We start from the raw sequence: 24,999 nt of genomic DNA, 5'->3' as shown, positions 1-24,999 counted from the left end.
GCGAGTGGTGGAGGGGCGACGACGTAGCGCTACTGCTCCTCCGTCAGCCCTTCGGGCTGCCACCTCCCCATCGCAAGTCGATGGGGAGGATCGTAAGCAAGGTCAGCCCTAGTTCAGACTCGACCCGCTAGGAGCGCGCCATCATGAAACAGAAACTCGCACTCTCCCTGGCCGCCTTGCTGCTTCCCCTTTCTGCAGCGGCGGCCGACGAGCCCGACAAACCCGCGCGTCAGATCGGCGTCGAGGCGAGCATTGCCTTTCCCGCTTACGGCACCGTCCGCAATTTCGAGGCCGACGGCGACGACGGCATCTGGATCGAGGACCAGCGCCGCGACTGGTATTATGCCACGCTCACCGGCTATTGCCCCGACCTCGACTTCGTCCAGGCGATCGGCATCGACACGCGCGGCACCTCGCGGCTCGACAAGTTCGGCGCCATTATTGTGAACGGCCAGCGCTGTGCCTTCACCTCCTTCGTCACCGCCGAAAAGCCGCTGCCGCGCAAGGAGCGGTTGGCGGCAGAGAGGGCGGCCAAGGACGCCGCGAAAGCCGCGGAGTCAAATTGACGCGTCGGCTGCGGCGCCATAGGGCGCGGCGATGAACGGCTGGATCATCCTCGACAAGCCCCTGGGGCTCGGCTCGACGCAGGCGGTCGGCGCGGTCAAGCGCGTGTGCCGCGAGGCGGGGCTGGGCAAGGTCAAGGTCGGCCATGGCGGCACGCTCGACCCGCTCGCGACCGGCGTGCTGCCGATCGCACTCGGCGAAGCGACCAAGCTCTGCGGCCGGATGCTCGACGCGAGCAAGGTCTACGACTTCACGATCCGCTTCGGGGTGCAGACCGACGGGCTCGATGCCGAGGGCGCGGTGGTCGCGACGAGCGATGTGCGGCCGACCTTGGCCGAGGTGGAGGCGGTGCTGCCGCGCTTCACCGGGCCGATCGAGCAGGTGCCCCCCGCTTACTCGGCGATCAAGATCGACGGCGAACGCGCCTATGACTTGGCGCGCAAGGGGGAGGCGTTCGAGATGAAGCCGCGCGCGGTGACGGTCTATGCTCTCTCGATCCTCCCCACTTGTGGGGAGGTGGCAGCGCGGAGCGCTGACGGAGGAGGTTCGCGGCCTGAAACCTCGGCTGAAATGGAAGGCCCACTCCACCACCCTTCGGGCGGCCCCCCTCCCCGTGCCGGGGAGGATTTGCAGGAAATCACCCTCACCGCCCACGTCTCCAAAGGCACCTATATCCGCAGCCTCGCGCGCGACATCGCGCTGGCGCTCGGCACCGTCGGCCATGTCACCATGCTGCGCCGCACGCGCGCGGGGCCGTTCACCGCAGATCAGGCGATTTCACTGGACAAATTGAATGCTTTCGGTCAAGGGGCCGCCCAATCAGAAATCATTCTGCCGCTCGAGGCAGGGCTGGTCGACATCCCGGCTCTGAACCTTTCCCCGGAAGCGGCAGGGGCGATCCGTCAGGGTCGCGTCTGGACCGGGGGGTGCACGGACGACGGGCTCTATTGGGGAAGGGACAGCGAAATGCGTCCCGTTGCCCTGATCGAGGCTTTGGCGGGAACGCTGAAGGTCGTGCGCGGCTTCAACCTCTAAAGCACGATGTTCGAAGGAAAAAATACAATGTCGATTACCGCCGAACGCAAGGCCGAAGTCATCAAGGAACATGCCCGCGAAGCCGGTGACACGGGTTCGCCCGAGGTCCAGGTCGCGATCCTGACCGACCGCATCAACAACCTGACCGGCCACTTCAAGGCGAACCACAAGGACAATCACAGCCGCCGCGGGCTGCTGATGATGGTCAACAAGCGCCGTACCCTCCTCGCCTATCTGAAGAAGAAGGATGAGGGCCGCTACGCCGACCTGATCGCGAAGCTGGGTCTTCGCAAATAAGAATGAGAGGGCGGCTCCGGATCACCGGGGCCGCTTTCATATTGGTCGCTCGCATATGTGCGCGACCGCAGGGCCGCTCCCGCATCCGGCGGGACCGCCACAGGGGCATCAAAGCGCCCCGTACCGCCCCGGGCCGGATTGCCCGGACACAGAGGCCCCGCCCGGCATAGGGCCCGGCGGGCGAAGGAAACCACATGTTTGACGTGAAAAAAGTATCGATCGAGTGGGGCGGTGAAACGCTGACCCTCGAAACGGGCAAGGTTGCCCGCCAGGCCGATGGCGCGGTTGTCGCGACGCTCGGCGAAACGATGGTCCTGGCCGCGGTCACCGCCGCCAAGACGGTTAAGGAAGGGCAGGATTTCTTCCCGCTCACCGTCCATTATCAGGAAAAATATTCTGGCGCAGGCCGCATTCCCGGCGGCTTCTTCAAGCGCGAGCGCGGCGCGACCGAAAAGGAAACGCTGGTCAGTCGTTTGACCGATCGCCCGATCCGTCCGCTGTTCCCCGAGGGTTTCTACAACGAAATCAACGTCATTGCCCAAGTTCTGAGCTATGACGGCCATAACGAGCCCGACATTTTGGCGATGGTCGCCGCTTCGGCTGCGCTCACCATCTCGGGCGTGCCCTTCATGGGCCCGATCGGCGCCGCGCGCGTCGGTTATGTCGACGGCGAATATATCCTGAACCCGACCGACGCGCAGGTTGCCGAAGGCGACCTCGACCTTGTCGTCGCCGCGACTTACGACGCGGTGATGATGGTCGAATCGGAAGCCAATGAGCTGTCGGAAGAGATCATGCTCGGCGCCGTGCTGTTCGCGCACGACGCGTGCAAGGAAGTCGTCAAGGCGATCGTCAAGCTGGCTGAACAGGCTGCCAAGGATCCCTGGGACATGGCCGAACAGGCCGACCTGACCGCCGCCAAGGACAAGCTCAAGAAGCTGATCGGCAAGGACATCGCCGCCGCGTACAAGTTAACCGACAAGTCGGCCCGCTCGAACGCGCTGAACGAAGCCCGCGCCGCCGCCAAGGCCGCGTTCGCCGACGCTGCGCCGCAGGACCAGATGGCCGCGGGCAAGCTGATGAAGAAGCTCGAAGCCGAGATCGTGCGCGGCGCCATCCTGAAGGACGGCAAGCGCATCGACGGCCGCACGACGACCCAGATTCGTCCGATCGTTGCCGAAACGCACTTCCTGCCCCGCGCGCACGGGTCGGCGCTGTTCACCCGCGGCGAGACGCAGACGATCGCGACCTGCACCCTGGGCACCAAGGACAGCGAGCAGATGATCGACGGCCTGAATGGCCTGTCGTACTCGAATTTCATGCTGCACTACAACTTCCCGCCCTATTCGGTCGGCGAAGTCGGCCGCTTCGGGGCGCCCAGCCGCCGCGACATCGGCCATGGCAAGCTGGCATGGCGTGCGCTGCACGCGGTGCTGCCGACGAAGGACGAGTTCCCCTATACGATCCGCATCACCAGCGACATCACCGAGTCGAACGGCTCGTCGTCGATGGCGTCGGTCTGCGGCGGTTCGCTGGCCATGATGGACGCCGGCGTGCCGATCAAGCGCCCCGTCTCGGGCATCGCGATGGGCCTGATCCTCGAAGGCAAGGATTATGCGATCCTGTCGGACATCCTGGGCGACGAGGATCACCTCGGCGACATGGATTTCAAGGTCGCGGGCACGTCCGAAGGCATCACCACGATGCAGATGGACATCAAGATCGCGGGCATCACGCGCGAGATTTTCGAAGCCGCATTGAACCAGGCCAAGGAAGGCCGTGCGCATATCCTGGGCGAAATGGCCAAGGCGCTGGGCGAAGCCCGCACCGAGCTGTCCGATTATGCGCCGCGCATCGAAACGATGCAGATCGACAAGTCGAAGATCCGCGACATCATCGGCACCGGCGGCAAGGTGATCCGCGAGATCGTCGCGACCACCGGCGCCAAGGTCGACATCGACGACGAAGGCCTGATCAAGATTTCGTCGAGCGATCCGTCGCAGATCGAAGCCGCACGCAAGTGGATCAGCGGCATCGTCGAGGAAGCCGAAGTCGGAAAGATCTATGACGGCAAGGTCGTTAACCTCGTCGATTTCGGTGCGTTCGTGAATTTCATGGGCGGCAAGGACGGTCTCGTCCACGTCAGCGAAATCGCCAACGAGCGCGTCGAGAAGGTCTCGGACGTCCTCAGCGAAGGCCAGGAAGTCAAGGTCAAGGTCCTCGAGATCGACCAGCGCGGCAAGGTTCGCCTGTCGATGCGCGTCGTCGACCAGGAAACCGGCGCCGAGCTGGAAGACACCCGCCCGCCGCGCGAACCCCGCGGTGATCGTGGCGACCGCGGCCCGCGCCGTGACGGCGACCGCGACCGCGGCCCCCGCCGCGACGGCGGCCGCGGCGATCGTGGCCCCCGCCGCGACGGTGGCGGCGAAGGCCGTAGCGACCGCGGCCCGCGCCGCGAACGCAACGACGGTCCGGAAGACCAGGGCCATGTGCCCGACTTCCTGAAGGACTAAGCGCTTCCGCTATCGGAACAGGAAAGGGGCTGCCGAGAGGCGGCCCCTTTTTGGCGTCGGCATGGGGGTTGGTGAGCCGCCGTTCTTAATCCTTCCTGCGGCGAAGCCGTGGGGAGGTCCCCCTCCCCATCGCTGCGCGACAGGGAGGATTACGAGGTCCGGCCCGGCGCCTACCCACCCAGCCGCCGCGCCGCATCCTCGCGATACGGCGTCCAGTCGGTCGGACACGCCTTCACCGTCCTGGGCACCGCCTGCATGCCCTCGGTCACCCAGCAGTCGCCGTAGATCGAGCAATAACAGGCGCGTATCTTCAGCTTCCAGCGCTCGCGGTTGAACGCGGCCCAGGCCGCCTCATTCTCGGTGGTGCGCGGCAGGCCGATGAAGCGTAATTGCTCGCCCGGTCGTATCGCGACGCCGGTCGCGGGCGAGGTCGCGAAGGACAGACGCTTGGCGTCGCCGCTGCAGCAGCTCTGCAGCAATTCGCTGGGGCTCGCGATCGCCTTGCCGCGATAGCGGATCTCGACCGGCCCCATGATCGCCGGGCCGACGCCGTTGTTGGTCATCGACAGCGAGATATCGGCCTTGCCCTCGTCGTCGACATTGCTGGTCCCCAGCGTGACGAAGGGCATTACCCCGCCAGTCTGCATCTTCTGCGTCGCATCGGCCTGGACGAAGGCGAAATAGGCGAGCGCGAGCGAGGCGATCAGCGCGGGCAAGCCGATCAGGAAATGCGCGACGGTGATGAAGGGGAGATAGCGCAGCAGGCGGAGCGGAAACTCCGGCGATGGCGGCGGAGCGGGCGGGGGCGTTTCAGTCATCGCGCCATGCTAGCGCCGCAGTCCGGCCAATCCAATGACCTGTCGCTGCGCGGTAGGTTCGGCTGCCGGTGCCAGCTTGGCCTTCAGGGGCCGCGCGGGGCGGCCCCTTCCGGCAATCGACGATCTCTGGATCAACGCGCGAAGCGTTCGGCATATTCGGCGCGGAGCTGCGCCCAATTGTCCCAATGCGGCTTCGGGGTCATGCCGCGCAGCTTCGCTTCGAGCACATCGATATGCGCGTGCCAGCCCGCGCTGACGTTCAGCAGCACCGCCGGATCCTCGACGCGCTTGTGGACGAGGGTCAGCAGGACTTCCTCGCCCTTTTCGGACAGGGTGAAGGTCACGCCGCCGGTGCTGCCCCAGCTGATGACCAGCTTGCGCGGGGCGTCGATCTCGACGATTTCGCACGTCATGCTGTGCTCCGCCCCCATGCCCTCGGGGCGCTTGCCGGGCGGGTCGGTCAGCTCGTCGTTGCGCCAGGTCAGGGTAACCGGCGCGCCGACCTTTTCCTCCATCGCGCCCGCCGCGAGCCATTTCCGGCGCAGGTCGCCGTCGGTCAGATAGGACCAGACGCGCTCGATCGGGCCGGGCAGCACGCGCACGATCGTCAGGGTCGCCGGCTCGGTGAGCAGGCCATAATGGTCTTCGGCAATCATGGCAGTCATCATCATTCTCCTTCTTTCCCGGGGAGGGGTTTTTTCGGCGGGGGCGGCGCGGCATCGGCGGCGCGCAGCAGCGCCTCCAGGTTATCGAGCTGGCTGGTCCAGAAGCGACGATAGATGCCGAGCCACTGGTCGGCGCTCATCAGGGGCGCGGGGTCGAGGCTGCAGACATGCGTGCGCCCGCGCACCTCGCGGCGCACCAGCCCCGCGCGTTCGAGCACATTGATATGCTTCGACGCCGCCGCGAGCGACATGGCGAAGGGCTCGGCGAGCTCGCCGACGCTGCGCTGCCCGGTGGCGAGTTCGCCGAGCATCGCGCGCCGCGTCGCGTCGCCGAGCGCGTGGAAAATCGTATCGAGGGTGTGCGAATCATGTTCAACCATGTGGTTTAATATGAGCGATTCGCGGCTATTGTCAACCGATGGGTTGAATATGGGCGCGCTGCAGAAAGACGGGCGCGACAAAGGGCTTTCGGGCGCGCCGCGGCCGCGGCATAAAGGCGGCATGATCAGCCTTCTGTTCGCGCTCGCCGCCGCCGCCCAGTCCCCGACCGTCCCGCCGCAGGCGACGCAGCTGCCGCCGTCGCCCGCCCCCATCCCGGCGCCGATCACCCCAGTGGTCGAGGTCGACACGCGCCCTTATGTGGCGCTGGTCACCGACCTCGGCACGATCACCGTGCGGCTGGAGGACAAGCGCGCGCCGGTCAGCACCAAGAATTTCCTGCGCTATGTCGATTCGAAGCGGATGGACGGGTTCAGCTTCTATCGGACGACGAAGAGCTGGGGCCCGGCGAGCCAGCTGATCCAGGCGGGCAACCGCGGCGATGCGCGCAAAAATTATCCGCAGATCGCGCACGAGCCGACCAACGTGACCGGCCTGTCCAACTGCAAGGGCGCGCTGGTGATGGCGCGGCTTTCGCCGGGCGACGCGACGACCGATTTCTTCCTGCTCCTATCGGACATCCCCGGTTTCGACGCCGATCCGAGCCAGAGCGGCGACAATGCGGGCTTTGCGGTATTCGGCGAACTGGTCGGCGGCGCCGACGTGGCCGAGAAGATCTTCAACGCGCCGATCTCGCCGACGAAAGGCGAGGGGGTGATGGTCGGGCAGATCCTCGACCCGATGGTGACGATCAAGTCGGCGCGCCGCGTCGCGGCGCCGACGGATGCGCCGAAAGGCTGCGTCGTCAAGAAAGGATCGTAGTCGCGAGCCGATGCCGCAATCAGCGTAGACTTTGACGTCAATTTAAGGGAATAGACCGAATTCTGTTAAAATCGAGGCGGTGTTTATAACTCAATGTCAGGAAGCGATAAGCACAGGCTCAATCCGACACTAATCGGCGCCATCTCGATCGCGATCATAACAGTCATTCTTTACTCGGGGATGTCCTACAGTGCAGGCTATCAGTCGGGGTGGAATGATAGAAAGGCTCAAATAGAAGCCACGCATTATGCAAGCGATGCCCCTAATCGAATTGAACGGGAATGCGCAGGGTTCACGGGCAAAGCCGCCAGAGAATGTGTCGCGCAGATTGTGGACGCCCAGCGCGAAAATGAGCGCGGCGAGAGCGACCTAGCGGCCCAGTGGAAGGCGGCTGATTGGGTAATGCTGGGAGGAATCGTAGCGGGCATACAACTCCTCGCTTCGATTATCGGCCTATATTACATTAAAGGGACATTGGACGAGACTGCCAAGGCGGTGGCAGAAACGGGCGCGGCTACAGTAGCGATGCGACAAGCAAACCAGCTTGCCGAAGAAATGTCGAAGAGGCAGTTGCGAGCTTATATCTGCAAGGAGCAGGTTTGGGCTACAGTCTACACGCACGATGATTACACCTTAGAACACGTCAAGTTAGCTGTTCTGATTCAAAACAGAGGGCAAAGCCCTGCGATAATCGAGTATCCCATGGTTGATGCCCATCTGATCGGACCGGATGATCCCATCCCTCCCATCAGAACCGATTGGCCCGAAATCACAATTCTCAACCGTCATCTTGGGCCAGGGAGTCAAACGTTTCTCGATCCTCAGTTCCTCTCGCGGTCGGGAATGGATCTCGTAGGAAACAGGCAAAAGCGGCTGATACTGAACGTCTGGATCGCCTATCGCGACATCTTCGGCGATCGGTGGGAGACGGCGGGCTCTATCGAAGTCATACCAGTCAAAGATCCCACAAAGCATGAGGAGCTATGCAAAGCCAGGGGGATTAAGCAGCCTTGGGACGGTATGGCTAAGGAGATGTTCGTATACCCTGACATAAACGGGACAGGGCGCCACAGCTAGCGAGGTTGGGGCGGATCGTGCCGCCCATGAAAAGTCCCGATCATTTATTTTGCGTTCATGCGCGCTGTGGCTATACCGCGCGCATGACTCAGCGTCCCACCCTGCGCGCCTCGATGCGCCTGCTCGCCGCCGCCCTTGTGATCACCCCCCTGCTCGCCGCCTGCGGCGGGGGCAGCGGCGTCAAAAAGGACACGCGTTATGTCGCGCGCGACGTGAGCACGCTGTACCGCGCGGCGCAGGACCGGCTCGACCGCCAGCAATATGGCCTAGCCGCTGCGCTGTTCGACGAGGTCGAGCGCCAGCACCCCTATTCGCCCTGGGCGCGCCGCGCGCAGCTGATGAGCAGCTTCAGCTACTATATGGACCGCGAATATACCCCGGCGATCGAGGCGGCGCAGCGCTTCCTGGCGATCCATCCGGGCAACAAGGACGCGCCCTATGCCTATTATCTGATCGGGCTCAGCTATTATGAGCAGATCAGCGACGTCACCCGCGACCAGAAGATCACCCAGCAGGCGCTCGCCGCGCTGGGCGAGGTGATCCGCCGCTATCCCGACAGCCGCTATGCCGCCGACGCTCGCCTCAAGGTCGACCTGGTGCAGGACCATCTCGCGGGCAAGGAGATGGAGATCGGGCGTTTCTATCAGCGCAGCTCGAACTGGCTCGCCGCGTCGATCCGCTTCCGCGAAGTGACCGAGAAGTTCCAGACGACCAGCCACACGCCCGAGGCGCTGTATCGCCTGACCGAATGCTATCTGGCGCTGGGTGTGCCCGCCGAGGCGAAGAAGTCGGCGGCGGTGCTCGGCGCCAACTATCCGGGCAGCGAATGGTACGACCGCGCGTACAAGCTGATGCAGAAGAATGCGCCCACGGCGTGACGTGACGCGCGGGGCATAGATTCGCATTTTGTTCTGGGGTAAGGGCAGGCCATGCTGACGGCGCTGTCCATCGCCAATATCGTCCTGATCGAACGGCTCGACCTCGATTTCGCGGCCGGTCTCGGCGTGCTCACCGGCGAGACGGGGGCGGGCAAGTCGATCCTGCTCGACGCGCTGGGGCTCGCGCTCGGCGCGCGCGCCGACAGCGCGCTGGTGCGCCAGGGCAGCGACAAGGCGCAGGTGACCGCGAGCTTCGCGCCGCCCGCCGCGGGGACGCCGCTCGGCCGGCTGCTCGCCGCGAACGACATCGAGATCGAGGCGGGCGAGCCCTTGCTGATACGCCGTACCTTGAAGGCCGACGGCGGCAGCCGCGCGTTTCTGAACGACCAGCCCTGTTCGGCGGCGCTGCTGCGCGAGGTCGGCGGGCATCTGGTCGAGATCCATGGCCAGCACGACGACCGCGGCCTGCTCGCGCCCGTGGGGCATCGCGCGTTGCTCGATACTTTTGGCCGCTGTGACACGGCCGCGGTCGCCGCGGCGCATGGCGAATGGCGCAGCGCGGAGGTGCGGCTCGCGGCGGCGCGCGCGGCGCTCGACGAGGCGACACGCGACCGCGAATGGCTCACCCATTGCGTCGCCGAACTCACCGCGCTCGCCCCCCAGCCGGGCGAGGAAGCCGAGCTCGCCGAAGCGCGCAGCGCGATGCAGAAGGGCGAGCGTATCGCCGCCGACATGGGCGCGATCATGGCGGCGTTCGAGGGCAGCGACAGCGGCCCCGCGCAGCTGCGCGCCGCGGCGCGGCGGCTCGACCGGCTCGCGGGCGATCACCCGCTGCTCGCCGAGGCGCTGGCGGGGCTCGACCGCGCGATCATCGAGGCCGACGAGGCCGAGACGAAGCTGAACGAGGCCGCACGCGCGCTCGAATATGATCCCGCGCGGCTCGATGAGACCGAGACGCGGTTGTTCGATCTCCGCGCCATGGCGCGCAAACATCATGTCCAGCCCGACGAACTCGCGACGCTCGCGGGCGACCTCGCGGCGCGGCTCGACGCGATCGAGGGCGGCAGCGAAGGGCTCGCGAAGCTGGAAGCCGAGGTCGCGGCGAAGGCCGCCGCCTATACCCACTCCGCGACCGCGCTCTCCGATGCGCGGCGCAAGGCGGCGGCGCGGCTCGACAAGGCGGTGGCGGGCGAACTCGTCCCGCTCAAGCTCGACGCCGCGCGCTTCCAGACGCTCGTCGAGCGCCTGCCCGCCGAGCGCTGGGGCGCCGAGGGCATGGACCGCGTCGAATTCCTTATCTCGACCAATCCGGGGGCGCCCTTCGCGCCGCTGATCAAGATCGCATCGGGCGGCGAATTGTCGCGCTTCATCCTCGCATTGAAAGTGGCGCTCGCCGAGGAGGGCGGCGCCGACACGATCATTTTCGACGAAATCGATCGCGGCGTCGGCGGCGCGGTCGCGAGCGCGATCGGCGAGCGGCTGGCCAAGCTGGCGAGCGGCGCCAAGCAATTGCTCGCGGTCACCCACAGCCCGCAGGTCGCGGCGAAAGGCGCCGCGCATTTCCTGATCGCCAAGTCGAGCCAGGGCACGGTGACCCGCACCGGCGTCCGCGCGCTCGACGAAGCCGAACGCCGCGAAGAAATCGCGCGGATGCTGTCAGGCGCGGAAGTGACCGACGAAGCACGGGCGCAGGCCGAAAGGTTACTGGAGACCGTCGGGTGACGGTCCGGCTCCTCACACGCGAACAGTTCGACGCCTGTTTCAAAGCGCCGATGCAACGACTTGATGACGCGATGCATTTTGCGGACATCGGGCCCTACATCGACGAAGTCGTTGCTGGCGAGCCATCACTGCAACAGGTCGGCGACATTTACTCAATCTATCGCGACGCCTTGGGCCGCGTTGATCAGGTGCTTTTGGAAACCGGTCAGGATGAACGCCACCTCGTACTGATGGTCGATGTCGCCCAAGCCACCATTTTCGGTCACTTCCTGATTGATTTCAAAGAAGAATATGGAATCGCCTGAATGACCGACCACCCCCTCGACCGCCCGGTCTGGTCGATGCTCACCGGCCGGCAGGCGCATCTCGCCGAGGGCGGCTTACCGGCGTTCCGCGTCGACCGCGGCTATGGCGTGTTCGGGGTCGCGGCCGACACCGGCGCCGAGGCACAGGCGGCGCTTGCCGCGCTGATCCCCGCCGACGGCGAACTGTGGATCGTCGAGGGCGAGCCCTGGCCGATCCCGCCCGGCGCTCGCGAAATAAAACGTGCGATACTCGCTCAGATGGTCGCCGAGGGCCCGCCGCCCGCCCCGCGCGAAGGCGAGCCCGGCATGATCGCGCTCGGCGACGCCGACGCCGCCGAAATGGCCGCGCTCGCCGACCATGCCAAGCCGGGGCCTTGGGGTCCAAAGACGCATCTTTACGGCCCCTTCTTCGGCATTCGCGAAGAGGGCCGCCTGCTCGCGATGGCGGGACAACGCATGCTGATGCCGGGCATGGCCGAGGTCAGCGGGGTCGCGACCTGGGAGGATTGCCGCGGGCGCGGGCTCGCGCGTGCGCTGATCGGGCATGTCATGCGCGAAATGGTGGCGCGCGGCGAAACGCCGTTCCTGCACAGCTATGCCGACAATGCCGGCGCGATCGGCCTCTACGAATCGCTCGGCTTCCGTATCCGGCGCGAAGTGCATGTGCTGGCGATCGCGCGATGAACCGCCGCGAGCATCTCGCCCTGCTCGCGATGGCAGCGGCGCTGCTGCCAGCGACGAAGCTGCGCGCCCTGGAGGACATCATGGAAGAAGCCGACCCGCACTATGGCCTCATCGGCCAGATGCTCGCACAGCCCGGCAAGCGTGCCGAACTGGTCGCGGCGCTGACCGAAGGCACCGGCGCGATGCCCGGCAACATCGCCTATCTGATCGGCGAGGACAGCGCGAACCCCGACGCGATCTGGATCGTCGAGCTGTGGGACAGCAAGGAATCGCACGCCGCCTCGCTGGCGCTGCCCGCGGTGCAGGCGGCGATCCGGAAAGGTCGCCCGCTGATCGCAGGATTTGGTACTCGCGCCGAGTTCAAGCCGGTGGCAAAGACCGGTGCATGACCGAGATTGAATCGCTGTCCGAAGCCGATGCCGCCAACGAATTGATGCGGCTGGCTAAACAGATCGCCTATCACAGCAAGCGCTATCATGCCGAGGACGCGCCCGAGATTTCGGACGCCGATTATGACGCGCTGGTCCGCCGCAACAACGAACTCGAAGCCGCTTTCCCGCAGCTGATCCGCGCCGACAGCCCGAACAATGCGGTCGGCGCCGCGGTCGAGGCGTCGCCGCTCGCCAAGGTTACGCACCGCCAGCGGATGATGAGCCTCGACAATGCGTTCGGCGACGACGATGTCGCCGAGTTCATCGCGCGCGTCCGGCGCTTCCTCAACCTGCCCGAGGATGAAATCGTCGCGCTGACCGCCGAGGACAAGATCGACGGCCTCTCCTGCTCGCTGCGCTACGAAAAGGGTCGGCTCGTCCAGGCCGCGACGCGCGGCGACGGCAGCGTCGGCGAGGACGTCACCCCCAACGTCGCGACGATCAAGGACATCCCGCAGGAACTGAAGGGCGAGGTCCCCGACGTCTTCGAGATCCGCGGCGAGGTCTATATGGCCAAGGCCGACTTCACCGCGCTCAACGCGCGGCTGATGGAGGAGGGTCAGGCGCTCGCGGCGCAACGCGAGGCCGAATTCGACCCGGCGACCGTCCGCCAGTTCGCCAATCCGCGCAACGCCGCCGCGGGCTCGCTGCGCCAGAAGGATGCGAGCGTCACCGCGTCGCGCCCGCTGCGCTTCCTCGCGCACGGCTGGGGCGAGGTCAGCGACCTGCCCGCCGACACGCAGTATGACATGATGAAGCGGATCGCGGCATGGGGCATCCCCGTGTCGCCGCTGCTGAAGCGTTTCGAAAGCGTCGGGGACGTCCTCGCACATTACCGGATGATCGAAGCCGAGCGCGCCGAACTGCCCTATGATATCGACGGCGTCGTCTACAAGGTCGACCGGCTCGACTGGCAGGCGCGGCTGGGTTTCGTGGCGAAGGCGCCGCGCTGGGCGATCGCGCATAAATTCCCCGCCGAGCGCGCGCAGACCACGCTGGAGGCCATCGACATCCAGGTCGGCCGCACCGGCAAGCTCACCCCCGTCGGGCGCCTCACCCCCGTCACGGTCGGCGGCGTCGTCGTCTCGAACGTCACCCTCCACAACCGCGACGAGATCGGCAGGTTGGGCGTCCGCCCCGGCGACCGCGTCGTCATCCAGCGCGCGGGCGACGTGATCCCGCAGGTCGTCGAGAACCTCACTCGCGACGAAGCGCGCGCCGCTTACCTGTTCCCCGACCATTGCCCCGTCTGCAACAGCGAGGCGGTCGCCGAGGAGGGCGAGGTCGATGTCCGCTGCACCGGCGGCCTCATCTGCAACGCGCAGAAGTTCGAGCGCCTGCGCCACTTCGTCAGCCGCGGCGCGCTCGATATCGAGGGGCTGGGCGAAAAGAGCATCCAGGAATTCCTCGACTTGGGCTGGCTCGACAAGGGGCCTGCCGACATCTTCCGCCTGAAGGGGCATCGCGACGAACTCCTTACCCGCGAGGGGTGGAAGGAGAAGTCGGTCGACAATCTCTTCGCCGCGATCGAGGCGAAGCGGCAGCCCGATGCCGCGCGGCTGCTCTTCGGGCTCGGCATCCGCCATATCGGCGCGGTGACCGCGCGCGACCTGCTCAAGGGCCTCGGCGACATCGCGCGGCTTCCCGAAGCGGCGGCAGGCATCCAGGGCTGGCTCGCCGCCAATCCGCAGGGCGAGGGCGAATCGGACGGCAAATATCTCGCGCGCCGGATGGAGGCGATCAAGGCGATCCTCGAGGTGCGCGCCGACGGCATCGGCCCCGCGGTCGCCGAGGCGCTCGGCGATTTCTTCCACGAACCGCACAACCGCGAATTATGGGACGATCTGTTGAGCGAAGTCTCGCCGCCGCCCTATGTCGTCGAGACGCGCGAGAGCAAAGTGTCGGGCATGACCGTGGTCTTCACCGGCAAGCTCGAAACGATGAGCCGCGACGAGGCCAAGGCGCAGGCCGAGGCGCTCGGCGCCAAGGCCGCGGGCAGCGTCAGCGCCAAGACCGACCTGGTGGTCGCGGGTCCGGGCGCGGGGTCGAAACTCAAACAAGCCTCGGCGCTCGGCATCCGCGTGATCGACGAGGCCGACTGGGCGGCGATCGTGGCCGCGGCGGGTTAGGGCGATTTCAACCGGTGCGCGTCATCACAGACGGCGCGGCCGAAATGCCGTGAGGGGGACACATGGCACAGCGTGATTATCTTCAGAATCTGATGCGCGATCTCGAATCGCACACCGAGGTGCGGCGCTTCGGCAGCGGCTGGCTGTCGGGCTTTTTCGCGCTGCTCTTTGCGGTCGTCGGTTTCGGCCTGGTCATCGCGCTGCGCTTCCCCGACTGGTTCGCAACCCCCGAACTCGCCATCGTCAAGGACTGGGGCGGCTTCCGCGGCGTCGTCCATCTGATCCTGCTCGCCAGTTACGGCCTCGCATTGCTCAGCCTGCTGCTGCGCCCGCGCAAGGTGCTCGGCGCGACCGCGCTGATCGTAGCGCTCACCGCGACCCTGATCGGCGGGGCGAACGTCCAGCCCGCGGAGACGCGCGACTGGGGCATTTTCTTCGGGCTCGACTTCTTCGTCGTGAACCTGCTGATCACCGGTTTCATGTTCGCGCCGCTCGAGCGCGCTTTCCCGCATCGCCGGACGCAGCGGTTGTTCCGCACCGAATGGCGCGAGGATCTCTTTTATTATCTGGTCAGCACGATGTTCGTGCAGGTGCTGGGCTTCCTCGCGCTCGCGCCCTCGACGATCATCAACGAGAATACGAGCAATTGGGAGGCGTTCCGCGCGACCGTCGCCTCGCTGCCGTGGGTGGTCCAGTTCGTCATCGTGCTCGTCGCGTCGGACTTGGCGCAATATTTCTTCCACCGCAGCTTCCACCGCTGGCCGTTCCTGTGGGGTTTCCACGCGGTGCACCACAGCGCCAAGTCGATGGACTGGCTCGCGGGATCGCGGATGCATTTTATCGAGATCATCCTGCTGCGCGCGATCACCTCGCTGCCGCTCTTCACGCTCGGTTTCAGCCCCTCGGTGATGCAGGCCTATATCGGCTTCGTCTATGTCTGGTCGTCACTGCTCCACGCCAATGTCGGGGGCAATTTCAATCGCCTCGGCCACTGGATCGCGACGCCGCGCTTCCACCACTGGCACCACGGGCTCGAGCGCGAGGCGTTCGACGTCAATTTTGCGATCCACTTCCCGTGGATCGACAAGCTCTTCGGCACCTTCCATTTGCCCAAGGACCGCTGGCCCGAAAATTACGGCATCCCCGAGGATGTGCCGCGGAGCTATTGGGGGCAACTCCTCTATCCCTGGACGCGCACCGGCAAGAAGACCGACGAGACGCCGGCGGAATAGCCACTTGCCGGCGACGGGGACGGCGCATAGGAGCGCCCGCGTGGGCCTCCTCGCCGCCTTTCGCCGTCCGGGCATCCTCCTGTTGCTGCCGTTGCTGCTCGCGCTCGCCGCGCGCATCCTCGTCGCGCCGGGCTGGATGATCGAGACCGACGCGTCGGGGTCGATCACCGTGCGTATCTGCTCGGACCCGAGCAATCCTGGCGGCACGATGACGATCCCGATCGAAAAGGCCGCGGGCCACGATGGCGAGGCGCAGCAGCATTGCCCGTGGGGCGCGCTCGCGGTCGCGCCGATCGTGCCCGCCGAACCCGTGCTGCCCGCCGCGCCGCTGGCGGTCGAACCCGCACCGGTCGCGATACCCTCGCTCGGTTTTGCCCCCGGCATTGCCTCGCCGCTGCCGCCGAGTACCGGACCGCCCCTCTTCGCTTGATCCAGCCTGAACCGCCGTCCGCGTCTCTCGCGCGGTGCGGCCCCATGCCTGTATCCAGGGAAGATTATCTATGAAGAATCACGCTACCCGCGCGGCGCCCTTGCTCGCGCTCGCCTTCGTTCCGTTCGCCGCCCATGCCGAAGAGGCCACCGACGCCACCATCATCGTCACCGCACCGCAGCTCACCGACGCCGCCGAGGCCCAGATCGCGAAGACCCCCGGCGGCGCCGACGTCGTCGGTCATGAGGATTATGCCGACAAGTCGATCATGTCCCTGCGCGACACGCTCGCCTTCTCGCCCGGCGTCTATCTCCAGCCGCGCTACGGGCAGGAGGTGCGGATCTCGATCCGCGGGTCGGGTCTGTCGCGCGGTTTCCATATGCGCGGGCTGACGCTGCTGCAGGACGGGGTGCCGATCAACCTCGCCGACGACAATGGCGATTTCCAGGAGCTGGAACCGATCTTCTTCGACCATCTTGAGGTCTGGCGCGGCGCCAATGCGCTGCGCTTCGGCTCGGGCACCTTGGGCGGGGCGGTCAACGGCGTGACCCCGACCGGGCGTACCGCCGAGGGCTTTTACCTGCGCGGCGACGTCGGCAGTTTCGACAGCTACCGCGGTCTCGTCTCGGCGGGCATCGCCGGCGACCGCGTCGATGCCTGGGGCGCGATCAGCGCCGACACCTCGGACGGCGACCGCGCTCATGTGAAGCGTCGCAGCTTCCGCTTTCACGGCAATGTCGGGATGCAATTCAGCGATGTCGTATCGAACCGGCTCTATGTCAGTTTCAACAACATCGATCAGGAGATTCCGGGCGCACTGACGCGCGCGCAGGCGTTGACGACGCCGCGTATGGCGAACGCCGGTGCGGTCGCGCTCGATCAGGCTCGCGACATCGATTCGCTGCGCTTCCAGAACCGCACGCGCTTCGACTGGGGTGCGCTGACGCTCGACGTCGGCGCGTTCATCAACGCCAAGTCGCTCTACCATCCGATCTTCGAAGTGATCGACCAGGAAAGCCTCGACCGCGGCGGCTACTTCCGCTTCGACTATGCGGGCGATATCGTCGAGGCGACCATCGGCGGCGAACTGCGCGTCGGGGACATCGGGTCGAAACGCTTCGTCAATCTCGCGGGCAAGCGCGGCGCGGTGCGCTTCAACGCGGATCAGGACGCGCGCGCCGCGACGCTTTATGGCGAACTGCGCGTGAAGCCGGTGGAGAGGCTGTCGCTGATTGCGGGCGGCATTTACGCCGACGGCGAGCGCAAGCAGGTGATCAATTTCAACGCTGCCGCGCCGGCGCAGAACGGCACGGTCGGGCGCGCCGACTTCGTTGCTTTCTCGCCCAAGTTCGGCTTGCTGTTCGAACCCGCCGCGGACGTCCAGCTTTACGCCAATTACAGCCGCTCGGTCGAATTCCCAGGCTTCAACGAACTGGCGCAGATCGCGAGCTTCGTCGCGCTCGACCCGCAGCGGGCCTGGACCGCCGAGGTCGGTACGCGCGGGAAAACCGGACCGCTCGGCTGGGACCTCACCTATTATCGCAGCGATATCAAGGGTGAGCTTCTGCAATTCAATGTCGGCCCGGCGATCCCGGCCTCGACCTTCAACGCCGGGCGCACGCGCCATGAAGGCGTCGAGGCTGCGGTGCAGCTCGACCTGACGGACTGGCTGCGGCTGCGGCAGGTCTATAACTGGAGCAACTTCCGCTTCCGGGGCGACGCCGACTATGGCGACAATCGCCTGCCGGTGGTGCCGAGGCATGTCTACCGCGCCGAATTGCGCATCGGCACCGACGCGCTTCACGTCGCGCCGAACCTCGAATGGGTGCCCGACGGTCCTTTCGCCGACTATCGCAATCTCGTCTCCACCCCCGGCTACGCGCTGATCGGTGTCACCGGCGGCGCGCGGATCGCTGAGGGCATCGATGCCTTCGTCGATATCCGCAATATCACCGGCAAGAAAGCGATCGGCGATATCAGCGCGGCTATAACAGTAACGCCGACCTCGGCGATCTATTACCCCGTCGAGGGCCGCGCGATCTCCGCCGGCCTCCGCGCGCGCTTCTAAAGGGGACGGGGGATGACCGACAGCAACCGCATTCCGCTCTATCGCACGATCTGGCGCTGGCATTTCTATGCCGGGCTGTTCGTCATCCCCTTCATCCTCATCTTGTCGGTGACGGGCGCGGCCTATCTGTTCAAGCCGCAGCTCGACCGGTGGGAGGAGCGCGGCTGGCGCGGCCTGCCGACCGCGAGCGCGGTCGATGCCGATGCGCAGGTCGCCGCCGCGCTCGGCGATTTTCCGGGCGCCAGTTTTCATTATTATCGGATTCCCGAGGCGCCCGGCGACGCCGCGGTCGTCCATCTCGGTCTCTCCAACGGCACGATGCGCGACGTTGCGGTGTCGCCGCAGGGGCAAGTAATCGGCTCGGCCGATTCCGAGCGGCGCCTCTCGGCGTGGCTCGCGAAAATCCACGGCAGCCTGTTGATCGGGCGTACGGGCGGCCTGATCGTCGAACTCGCCGCCAGCTGGGCGATCGTGATGATCCTGACCGGCCTCTATCTATGGTGGCCGCGCGGGCGCGGGCCGGCGGGGGTGGTCTGGCCGCGGCTGTCGCTCGGCGGCAGGGCGGCGCTGCGCGACCTGCACGCGGTGACCGGCTTCTGGGTATCGGGCCTCGCGCTCGTGCTGCTGCTCACCGCGCTGCCCTGGACCGACGTCTGGGCCAGCAGCTTCCGCGCGCTGCGCGCCGAGATGGGTTGGGTATCGGGCGCGCAGGACTGGAAGAGCGGCGGCGCCGACCACCACGCCGCGCACGACCATGATGCGATGGCGATGGCCGATCATGGCGGGCATGCGGCGCCCGCTGTCCCGCTCGCCCGCATCGTCGCGCTGGCCAAAGCCGAGCAGATGCCCGCCCCCGCGATCGTCCAGCCGCCCGGCGCGCCCAACCTGTTCGGGCCGCCCAACGGCAATGTCTGGACGCTGACGACGCAGACGCAGAACCGCCCGCTGGTGCGCAAGGTCGGCTACGACCCCGTGACCGGCGCCGAAGTGTCGCGCAGCGGTTTCGCCGACAAGCACGCCATCGACCGCGCGGTCGGTTACGGCATCGCCTGGCACGAGGGGCAGCTGTTCGGCTGGGTCAATCAAGTCATCGGCGTGGCGACCGCGCTCGCGCTCTTCACCCTCGCGATCTCGGGTTTCCTGATGTGGCGCCGCCGCAAGCCTGGGGATGCGCTCGGTGCGCCGCCAACCCTGCGCGACCCGGCGCGGCTGAAGGGCGCCGCGGCGATCCTGCTGCTCCTCGCCGCCCTGCTGCCCTTGCTCGCGGCATCGCTGCTCTTGCTGTGGATCGCCGAAAGGCTCATCCTGCCGCATCTCCCGCGCGCGGGGCGCTGGCTCGGAGTCGCGCGCGCGTAAAGGTTTCATTTGCAACTATTTCATGCTAGGCCCTCGCCCATGAAAGACGGCTTTACCCACGTCCACGAAAGCCCGCCGCCCGGCGCCGCGGCCGACTGGACGATTTCGCAGGATTGGGACGCCTTCACCGCCGACGAGCATAAGATGTGGGACCGGCTGTTCGCGCGCCAGTCGGCGATGCTGCCGGGCCGCGCTGCCGAAGCCTTCCTCCGCGGCATCGACGTGCTGCGGCTCGAAAAACCGGGCATTCCGGACTATCGCGAGCTCAACGCGCGGTTGACGGCGGCGACGGGGTGGCGGGTCGTCGCGGTGCCGGGGCTCGTCCCCGACGCGGTGTTTTTCGACCATCTCGCGAACCGCCGCTTTCCCGCGGGCAATTTCATCCGCACCCCCGAACAGCTGGACTATCTGAAAGAGCCCGACGTCTTCCACGACGTCTTCGGCCATGTCCCGATGCTCGCCGACCCGGTGTTCGCCGACTATATGGTGGCGTATGGCGAGGGCGGGCTGCGCAGCCTGAAATTCGACGCGCTGAAACAGCTCGCGCGGCTGTACTGGTACACGGTCGAATTCGGGCTGATCCGCGAGGCGGGCGGCCTGCGCATCTACGGCGCGGGCATCGTGTCGAGCTACGCCGAGAGCGTTTTCGCGCTCGACAGCGACAGCCCGAACCGCATCGGCTTCGATCTCGCGCGGGTGATGCGCACCGACTACCGGATCGACGATTTCCAGCAGAATTATTTCGTGATCGAGAGCCTCGATCAGCTGCTGGGCACCACGGTGAATACCGACTTCGCGCCGCTCTATGCCGCGAATGACGCACTGCCGCCGATCGCCATCGCCGACATATTGCCCGGCGACGAAGTGATTACGCGCGGCACGCAGGATTATGCGCTGGCGAAGCTCACCGCTTAATAAACCCCTCCCACCTGCGGGAGGGGAACTGGCCTCACCAGCTACCGAAGCTCGCGTCGGCCGGGTCGGTGCGGTGGAAGGCGCGTTCCTTGCGGCGGTATCCATGGCGCCGCCGCTTCTCCAGCAACAGGCACGGCCAGTCGGCGCTGCCGCCGCGCGCGACGAGGCGGAAGCCCTGCGCGCGATAGGCCGCCAGCACCGGCTCCATCTGGCGCGCGATCAGCCCTGCGAGGATCGCGCGGCCGCCGCGCGCGGTGACGCTCGCGATATCGGGGGCAAGGGTGATCAGCGGCCCGGCGAGGATGTTCGCGATGACGAGATCATAGGGCGCGCGGTGGCGGATCGACGCATGGTCGGTCCCCGGCGCGACCGCGACCGCCAGCCGCCCGCCGCCGCGCCCCAGCGGCACGCCGTTGATCGCGGCATTGTCCCTGGTCACGAAGATGCTTGCGGGGTCGATGTCCGACGCGATCGTTCGCGCGCGCGGCCACAGCGCCATCGCCGCAAAGGCGAGCAGCCCGGTGCCGGTGCCGATATCGGCGATGTTGCGCGGGCTTACGCCCTGCCGCGCCAGCCGGTCGAGCATCGCCAGGCAGCCCGCGGTGGTGTCGTGCCCGCCGGTGCCGAAGGCCTGGCTCGCGTCGATCAGGAAGGGCGTCGCGCCCGCGGGTACGCGGTCGGCGTGACTGCTGGTGTGGACGAAGAAGCGCCCCGCCTGCACCGGCTCCAGCCCCTGCTGCGACAGCGTGACCCAATCCTCCTCGGGCAGTTCGGCGACGACGGGTTTGGCGCCCTTCGCGCTCGGGACAAGCGACTGGAGCAGCTTCAACAGCGCGGCGCCGGGCTGGTCGTCCATATAGGCGTCGAGCTGCCATTGCCCGGCCTCCTCGTCGATCTCGCGCGTCACCACGACGGGCGCCTCGGGCGCGGCGTCGAGCGCGGGAATTTCCCCCGATAGCGCCTCGGCCTCGGCGCGCGTGCAGGGGAGCGAGACGATCCAGCTCATTTTGCGGCGGCTTCCTTCGCCAGTCGCTCGTCGAGGCGTTTCGCCGCGGCGGCGGCATAGGTCTTGCAGCCGTTCGCATCGATAAGCGGGGCGTCGCCGGAAAGCCGCGCGAAGAGATTGCTCGCCGACGGGTGCGGGGTGATCAGCAAGTCGCAGGGCAGCGTTGGCACTTTGGCGAAGGTCGCGCGCATCATCGCGACATAGTCGGGATGGTCGCTGAACCGGTAATCGTCGGCGGACACTGCCGATAGGCTGTCGACATAGGCGATGGTGCGGCAATCGCCGCCCTCGCACGACCGCCAGGTCCAGCTCGTGCTCCCCGGCGTATGGCCGGGGGTCGCGTGAAGGGTCAGGCGGATATCGCGGATCGGCAAGGCCTCGCCGTCCTTCACTTCGCGCGCGACCTTGACGCCGCGGAAGGGCGGGATCGCACCGCGCTGCGGATCGATCGCCTCGGGCTCGCCGCTGGTCAGCGTCGCGACGGCTTCCTTCCGGGCGAGCACCGCAGCGCCGGTCGCATCCTGCAGCGCCTTCAGCCCGCCGACATGGTCGAGATGCTCGTGGCTGGCGAGCAGGTAACGGACGTTCGCGGGGTCGAAACCGAGCGCGCGGATATTGGCGAGAATGGCCAGCGCGGCCTCTTCGGTCGCGCCGTCGATCAGCACCAGCCCGTCGGGGCTCGCGATCAGCAGCGCGGTGATGCCGCAGGTGCCGACATAATAAGTGTTGCCGTGGATCTTCGCCGGCGGCGCGGGGTCGCTCCACCCGTCGCTGCCCTCGCAGGCAGCCGCGAGCGCCTTGCCCGTGGGGCCGGGCGCCGCGGCAATGGGCGCCGATTGCGGCGCGCAGCCCGTGAGCGCCAGCGCGGCGAGGATCGCCAGCCTAGCGGACATAGCTCGCCCCGTTCACGTCGAGCACCGCGCCGGTCATCGACGCGGGCGCGTCCAGTGCGCACCAGCGCGCCATTTCGGCGACTTCCTCGGGCATTGCGACGCGCCCCAGCGGAATGTCGGCGAGCAATTTGTCACCTCCTCGGCTGCTGAGATATTCTTCGGCCATGCCCGTCATCGTGAAGCCGGGGCAGATCGCATAGGCGAGGATATTCTCCTTCGCATAGGCGCGCGCGATCGTCTTGGTCATCGCCACCATGCCCGCCTTCGACGCGGCATAATGCCAGTGCGCGGGGCTGTCGCCGCGATGCGCGGCGCGGCTCGCGATATTGACGATCCGGCCGCCCCTTTTTTCTTTTGCCTCGCCGCGCTCCTGCCAGTGCAGCACCGCGCGGCGGCAGAAGAGCGCGCTCGCGGTCAGGTTGATCTGTTGCGTGCGGTTCCAGTTCGCGAGCCACTCGGCGTCGTCGGCATCGACCGGGTTCGCCTCGAACACCCCGGCGTTGTTCACCAGCACGTCGATGCGCCCGTCGAGATGCGCGAGCGCGCGGTTCCAGATGCGGTCGGGGACCGCGGGATCGGCGAGGTCGCCGTCGACGCTCGACAGCGCGACGACCTTGGTCGTGTCGGAAACCAGCGCCTCGGCGATCGCCGCGCCGATGCCGCGGCTCGCGCCGCTGATCAGGATATGGGTCTGCATGGCCTCGCCTTAGAGGCCTCGGCGATGCCGCGCTAGAGCGCAACCCCGGCAGAGGCCGGGGTCCGGTGGAAAGCTGTGGACGACGCGCTCAGGCGACCCGGCGGCTGAACTCGCTCGCGGCCTTTTCGAGCGACTGCAGCCGCTCGCCCATGCGCGAGAATTCTTCGCTCAGCACGCTGATCTCGCCCGCGACCATGCCCGAATCGTTTCGGATGCTGGCGATCGTGGACGACATCGAGTCGGCGGCGAGCGCGGTTTCGTCGACCGCCGCGGTGATCGAGGTGACCGTCTGCGCCTGCGCGTCCATCGCGTCGCGGATGCGCTGCGCCGAATGCTGGACCTCGACGATCGTCGCCTGGATCGACTGGTTGGCGCTGACCGATCCGCGCGTCGCCTGCTGGATCGCGGTGATCTTGCCCGCGATGTCGTCGGTCGCGCGCGCGGTCTCGTTGGCGAGGCTCTTCACCTCCTGCGCGACGACGGCAAAGCCGCGGCCCGATTCGCCCGCGCGGGCGGCCTCGATCGTCGCGTTGAGCGCGAGCAGGTTGGTCTGCCCCGCGATCTCGCGGATCAGGCCCAAAATGGACTCGATCGATTCGGCGTGGTGCGACAGCGCTTCGGACATGGCAACCGCCTCGCCCGCCTGTTCGGAAGCGCGCGTCGCGACGCTGGCCGAGGCCTCGACTTCGCTCCGCGCATCCTCGATCGCGCGGATCAGCCCGGCGGCGGTCGAGGCGGCTTCGCGCATCGCGATCGCCGACTGTTCGGACGCCGCGGCGACCTCGCTCGTCTTGGCGATCATGCCCTTTGCGGCCTGGTCGGCCGAGGCGGCCTGCTTGGCGAGCTCGCGGCGCACGCCGTCGGTGTCTTGCACGAGCGAGGCGATCGATTGGTCGAAATCGCCCGCGAGCGCCTGGCGCTCGGAAGAGACGACTGCACGGTCGAGCTTTTCGGCATAACGCTGCATGATGTCATATTCGAGCAAACCGAGCCGGTTCAGCGCACTTTGCAGCCGGACCAGCCGCGCCTCGTCGCCGCGGCACGCCTCGGCGATATATTCGAAGGTCAGCCGCTGGCTTTCGGCCATGCACGACAGCACCGACGCGAGCGGCAGGTTCACGCGCCGCGCCATATGTGTGTTCTGGCACGCGATGGTGGCGACCTCCTGGCCGGCGGCGTCGCGATATTTGACCGCGCTGTGGTGCGCGCTGCCGCGGACATAGCTGTCGTAGAGGTCGCCCTCGACGCGGCGATCGACCGAGGGCAATTCGTTGAACACGTCCCAATAGGCGCGCGCGATCGCTTCCTCGCGCCCCGCGATGATCTGATAGATTTCGGCGCCGTCGGCGGCGAGCCGGCCGTCGAGGTCATAGAAGGGAAAGCGCTCCGACATCGAAATCGGATCGATCTGCTGCTTATGAATCGGATTTTCCTTCACCATGATCCTGCTTCCCTCACCATGTTCGTGGCGCGCGGCGCTGCCGTCCGCTGTCACCGGCGAAAATCATGACCGATCTATGTGGGGAAGGGGTAAATTCGGCGTTAACTAGCTCTGCGAATTTTGCCTCAAGCCTCGCCGCGCACCGGATAGCCCTCGAACGCCTTGATTGTGCGCAGCGCAAAGGCGCTGTGCATCGCCGCGACCCCGGGCAGGCGCGACAGGCAGTGGCGGTGCAGCCGGTCGAAGTCGGCGACGTTGCGCGCTGCGACGCGTAGGCGATAATCCGACGCGCCCGACAAGAGCTGGCATTCGAGGATTTCGTCGAAACTCTTCACCGCCGCCTCGAATGCGGTGAGCGCCTCCTCGCTTTGCGAATGCAGGCTGATGTCGACGAAGACATCGAGCCCCAGCCCGATCCGCTCGGGAGCGAGGCGCGCGGCATAGCCGGTGATGATTCCCTCCGCCTCGAGCGCGCGGATGCGGCGGTGACATGCCGAGGCCGACAGCCCGACCTTTTCGCCCAGCTCGGCCGCGGGGCGCGGCCCCTCGCGTTGCAGCAAGTCGAGCAGCCTTATGTCGATCCGGTCCATGATTATGCGTGTTTCCCGGGAATGACGCAAAAATTGTGCGCCCTTCTCCGAAA

The 24,999-nt window shown here is 66.6% G+C and carries 25 protein-coding genes; 17 read left to right on the top strand and 8 right to left on the bottom strand.

The annotated features are described in order from the left end of the window. Nucleotides 1-143: 143 nt before the first annotated feature. From BWQ93_RS12665 to pnp, 4 genes are all read left to right on the top strand, one after another. On the top strand, nucleotides 144-566 hold the full coding sequence (locus BWQ93_RS12665; RefSeq protein ID WP_077030863.1) for a DUF6491 family protein: 423 nt from the start codon (nucleotides 144-146) through the stop codon (nucleotides 564-566). Between the two features lie 31 nt (nucleotides 567-597). Beyond that, complete coding sequence (gene truB, locus BWQ93_RS12660) at nucleotides 598-1,599, top strand: tRNA pseudouridine(55) synthase TruB (RefSeq protein ID WP_198040377.1); 1,002 nt, start codon at nucleotides 598-600, stop codon at nucleotides 1,597-1,599. Nucleotides 1,600-1,626: 27 nt separating this feature from the next. Then, on the top strand, nucleotides 1,627-1,896 hold the full coding sequence (gene rpsO / locus BWQ93_RS12655; RefSeq protein ID WP_077032385.1) for a 30S ribosomal protein S15: 270 nt from the start codon (nucleotides 1,627-1,629) through the stop codon (nucleotides 1,894-1,896). Nucleotides 1,897-2,090: 194 nt separating this feature from the next. After that, nucleotides 2,091-4,409 (top strand): polyribonucleotide nucleotidyltransferase, encoded by a 2,319-nt coding sequence (pnp, locus tag BWQ93_RS12650; protein WP_077030862.1) that lies wholly within the window; start codon nucleotides 2,091-2,093, stop codon nucleotides 4,407-4,409. A gap of 170 nt (nucleotides 4,410-4,579) precedes the next feature. On the opposite strand, the gene BWQ93_RS12645 is transcribed toward pnp, so the two are convergent. The 3 genes from BWQ93_RS12645 to BWQ93_RS12635 form a co-directional block, all read right to left on the bottom strand. Further along, nucleotides 4,580-5,227, bottom strand: coding sequence for a hypothetical protein (locus tag BWQ93_RS12645; RefSeq protein ID WP_077030861.1), 648 nt, complete (start codon nucleotides 5,225-5,227; stop codon nucleotides 4,580-4,582). A 131-nt stretch (nucleotides 5,228-5,358) separates the two neighbouring features. Continuing rightward, entirely contained in the window at nucleotides 5,359-5,898 is a 540-nt protein-coding gene (locus tag BWQ93_RS12640) for an SRPBCC family protein (protein WP_198040376.1), read from the bottom strand. After that, nucleotides 5,895-6,272, bottom strand: a complete 378-nt coding sequence (locus BWQ93_RS12635) for an ArsR/SmtB family transcription factor (protein ID WP_077030860.1) — start codon at nucleotides 6,270-6,272, stop codon at nucleotides 5,895-5,897. The genes BWQ93_RS12640 and BWQ93_RS12635 overlap by 4 nt, the downstream gene beginning before the upstream one ends. A gap of 121 nt (nucleotides 6,273-6,393) precedes the next feature. Between BWQ93_RS12635 and BWQ93_RS12630 the strand changes: the two genes are divergently transcribed. From BWQ93_RS12630 to phhA, 13 genes are all read left to right on the top strand, one after another. Beyond that, on the top strand, nucleotides 6,394-7,092 hold the full coding sequence (locus BWQ93_RS12630; protein WP_077032383.1) for a peptidylprolyl isomerase: 699 nt from the start codon (nucleotides 6,394-6,396) through the stop codon (nucleotides 7,090-7,092). Nucleotides 7,093-7,185: 93 nt separating this feature from the next. Then, nucleotides 7,186-8,169, top strand: a complete 984-nt coding sequence (locus BWQ93_RS12625) for a hypothetical protein (RefSeq protein WP_077030859.1) — start codon at nucleotides 7,186-7,188, stop codon at nucleotides 8,167-8,169. 83 nt (nucleotides 8,170-8,252) lie between these two features. After that, the gene (locus BWQ93_RS12620; protein ID WP_077030858.1) at nucleotides 8,253-9,047 is read left to right on the top strand and encodes an outer membrane protein assembly factor BamD; all 795 of its coding nucleotides are present in this window, start codon (nucleotides 8,253-8,255) and stop codon (nucleotides 9,045-9,047) included. 51 nt (nucleotides 9,048-9,098) lie between these two features. After that, complete coding sequence (gene recN / locus BWQ93_RS12615; protein ID WP_077030857.1) at nucleotides 9,099-10,769, top strand: DNA repair protein RecN; 1,671 nt, start codon at nucleotides 9,099-9,101, stop codon at nucleotides 10,767-10,769. Beyond that, the gene (locus BWQ93_RS12610; RefSeq protein ID WP_156878225.1) at nucleotides 10,766-11,074 is read left to right on the top strand and encodes a hypothetical protein; all 309 of its coding nucleotides are present in this window, start codon (nucleotides 10,766-10,768) and stop codon (nucleotides 11,072-11,074) included. Before recN ends, BWQ93_RS12610 begins: the two co-directional genes overlap by 4 nt. Beyond that, on the top strand, nucleotides 11,075-11,758 hold the full coding sequence (locus BWQ93_RS12605) for a GNAT family N-acetyltransferase (RefSeq protein ID WP_077030855.1): 684 nt from the start codon (nucleotides 11,075-11,077) through the stop codon (nucleotides 11,756-11,758). It abuts the gene before it with no gap. Beyond that, nucleotides 11,755-12,147: a putative quinol monooxygenase gene (locus tag BWQ93_RS12600; protein ID WP_077030854.1), complete on the top strand. Its 393-nt coding sequence runs from the start codon at nucleotides 11,755-11,757 to the stop codon at nucleotides 12,145-12,147. Before BWQ93_RS12605 ends, BWQ93_RS12600 begins: the two co-directional genes overlap by 4 nt. Continuing rightward, entirely contained in the window at nucleotides 12,144-14,318 is a 2,175-nt protein-coding gene (gene ligA / locus BWQ93_RS12595) for an NAD-dependent DNA ligase LigA (RefSeq protein ID WP_077030853.1), read from the top strand. The genes BWQ93_RS12600 and ligA overlap by 4 nt, the downstream gene beginning before the upstream one ends. Before the next feature lie 62 nt (nucleotides 14,319-14,380). Beyond that, nucleotides 14,381-15,550 carry a sterol desaturase family protein gene (locus BWQ93_RS12590; RefSeq protein ID WP_077030852.1) on the top strand — a complete coding sequence of 390 codons (1,170 nt, stop codon included), beginning with the start codon at nucleotides 14,381-14,383 and terminating at the stop codon, nucleotides 15,548-15,550. A 40-nt stretch (nucleotides 15,551-15,590) separates the two neighbouring features. Next, complete coding sequence (locus tag BWQ93_RS12585; RefSeq protein ID WP_077030851.1) at nucleotides 15,591-15,980, top strand: DUF2946 family protein; 390 nt, start codon at nucleotides 15,591-15,593, stop codon at nucleotides 15,978-15,980. 70 nt (nucleotides 15,981-16,050) lie between these two features. Continuing rightward, nucleotides 16,051-18,048, top strand: a complete 1,998-nt coding sequence (locus BWQ93_RS12580) for a TonB-dependent receptor family protein (RefSeq protein ID WP_077030850.1) — start codon at nucleotides 16,051-16,053, stop codon at nucleotides 18,046-18,048. 12 nt (nucleotides 18,049-18,060) lie between these two features. Beyond that, complete coding sequence (locus tag BWQ93_RS12575) at nucleotides 18,061-19,404, top strand: PepSY-associated TM helix domain-containing protein (RefSeq protein WP_077030849.1); 1,344 nt, start codon at nucleotides 18,061-18,063, stop codon at nucleotides 19,402-19,404. 39 nt (nucleotides 19,405-19,443) lie between these two features. After that, a complete protein-coding gene (gene phhA, locus BWQ93_RS12570) occupies nucleotides 19,444-20,319 on the top strand; it encodes a phenylalanine 4-monooxygenase (RefSeq protein WP_077030848.1) in 876 nt (291 codons plus the stop codon). Between the two features lie 34 nt (nucleotides 20,320-20,353). Here the strand turns inward: phhA and BWQ93_RS12565 are convergent, their stop codons facing one another. The 5 genes from BWQ93_RS12565 to BWQ93_RS12545 all read right to left on the bottom strand — a co-directional run bounded on the left by BWQ93_RS12565 (nucleotide 20,354) and on the right by BWQ93_RS12545 (nucleotide 24,946). Continuing rightward, the gene (locus tag BWQ93_RS12565; protein ID WP_077030847.1) at nucleotides 20,354-21,325 is read right to left on the bottom strand and encodes a 50S ribosomal protein L11 methyltransferase; all 972 of its coding nucleotides are present in this window, start codon (nucleotides 21,323-21,325) and stop codon (nucleotides 20,354-20,356) included. After that, nucleotides 21,322-22,218, bottom strand: a complete 897-nt coding sequence (gene bla, locus BWQ93_RS12560) for a subclass B3 metallo-beta-lactamase (RefSeq protein ID WP_156878224.1) — start codon at nucleotides 22,216-22,218, stop codon at nucleotides 21,322-21,324. The genes BWQ93_RS12565 and bla overlap by 4 nt, the downstream gene beginning before the upstream one ends. Next, nucleotides 22,208-22,915, bottom strand: coding sequence for an SDR family NAD(P)-dependent oxidoreductase (locus BWQ93_RS12555; RefSeq protein WP_077030846.1), 708 nt, complete (start codon nucleotides 22,913-22,915; stop codon nucleotides 22,208-22,210). Before BWQ93_RS12555 ends, bla begins: the two co-directional genes overlap by 11 nt. Before the next feature lie 88 nt (nucleotides 22,916-23,003). Then, nucleotides 23,004-24,356 carry a methyl-accepting chemotaxis protein gene (locus BWQ93_RS12550; protein ID WP_077030845.1) on the bottom strand — a complete coding sequence of 451 codons (1,353 nt, stop codon included), beginning with the start codon at nucleotides 24,354-24,356 and terminating at the stop codon, nucleotides 23,004-23,006. A 125-nt stretch (nucleotides 24,357-24,481) separates the two neighbouring features. Then, nucleotides 24,482-24,946: an Lrp/AsnC family transcriptional regulator gene (locus tag BWQ93_RS12545; RefSeq protein WP_077030844.1), complete on the bottom strand. Its 465-nt coding sequence runs from the start codon at nucleotides 24,944-24,946 to the stop codon at nucleotides 24,482-24,484. Nucleotides 24,947-24,999 lie beyond the last annotated feature (53 nt).

It is taken from the genome of Sphingopyxis sp. QXT-31, from assembly GCF_001984035.1.
Classification (GTDB): domain Bacteria; phylum Pseudomonadota; class Alphaproteobacteria; order Sphingomonadales; family Sphingomonadaceae; genus Sphingopyxis.
This window is presented reverse-complemented; position numbering and strand designations above follow the sequence as displayed.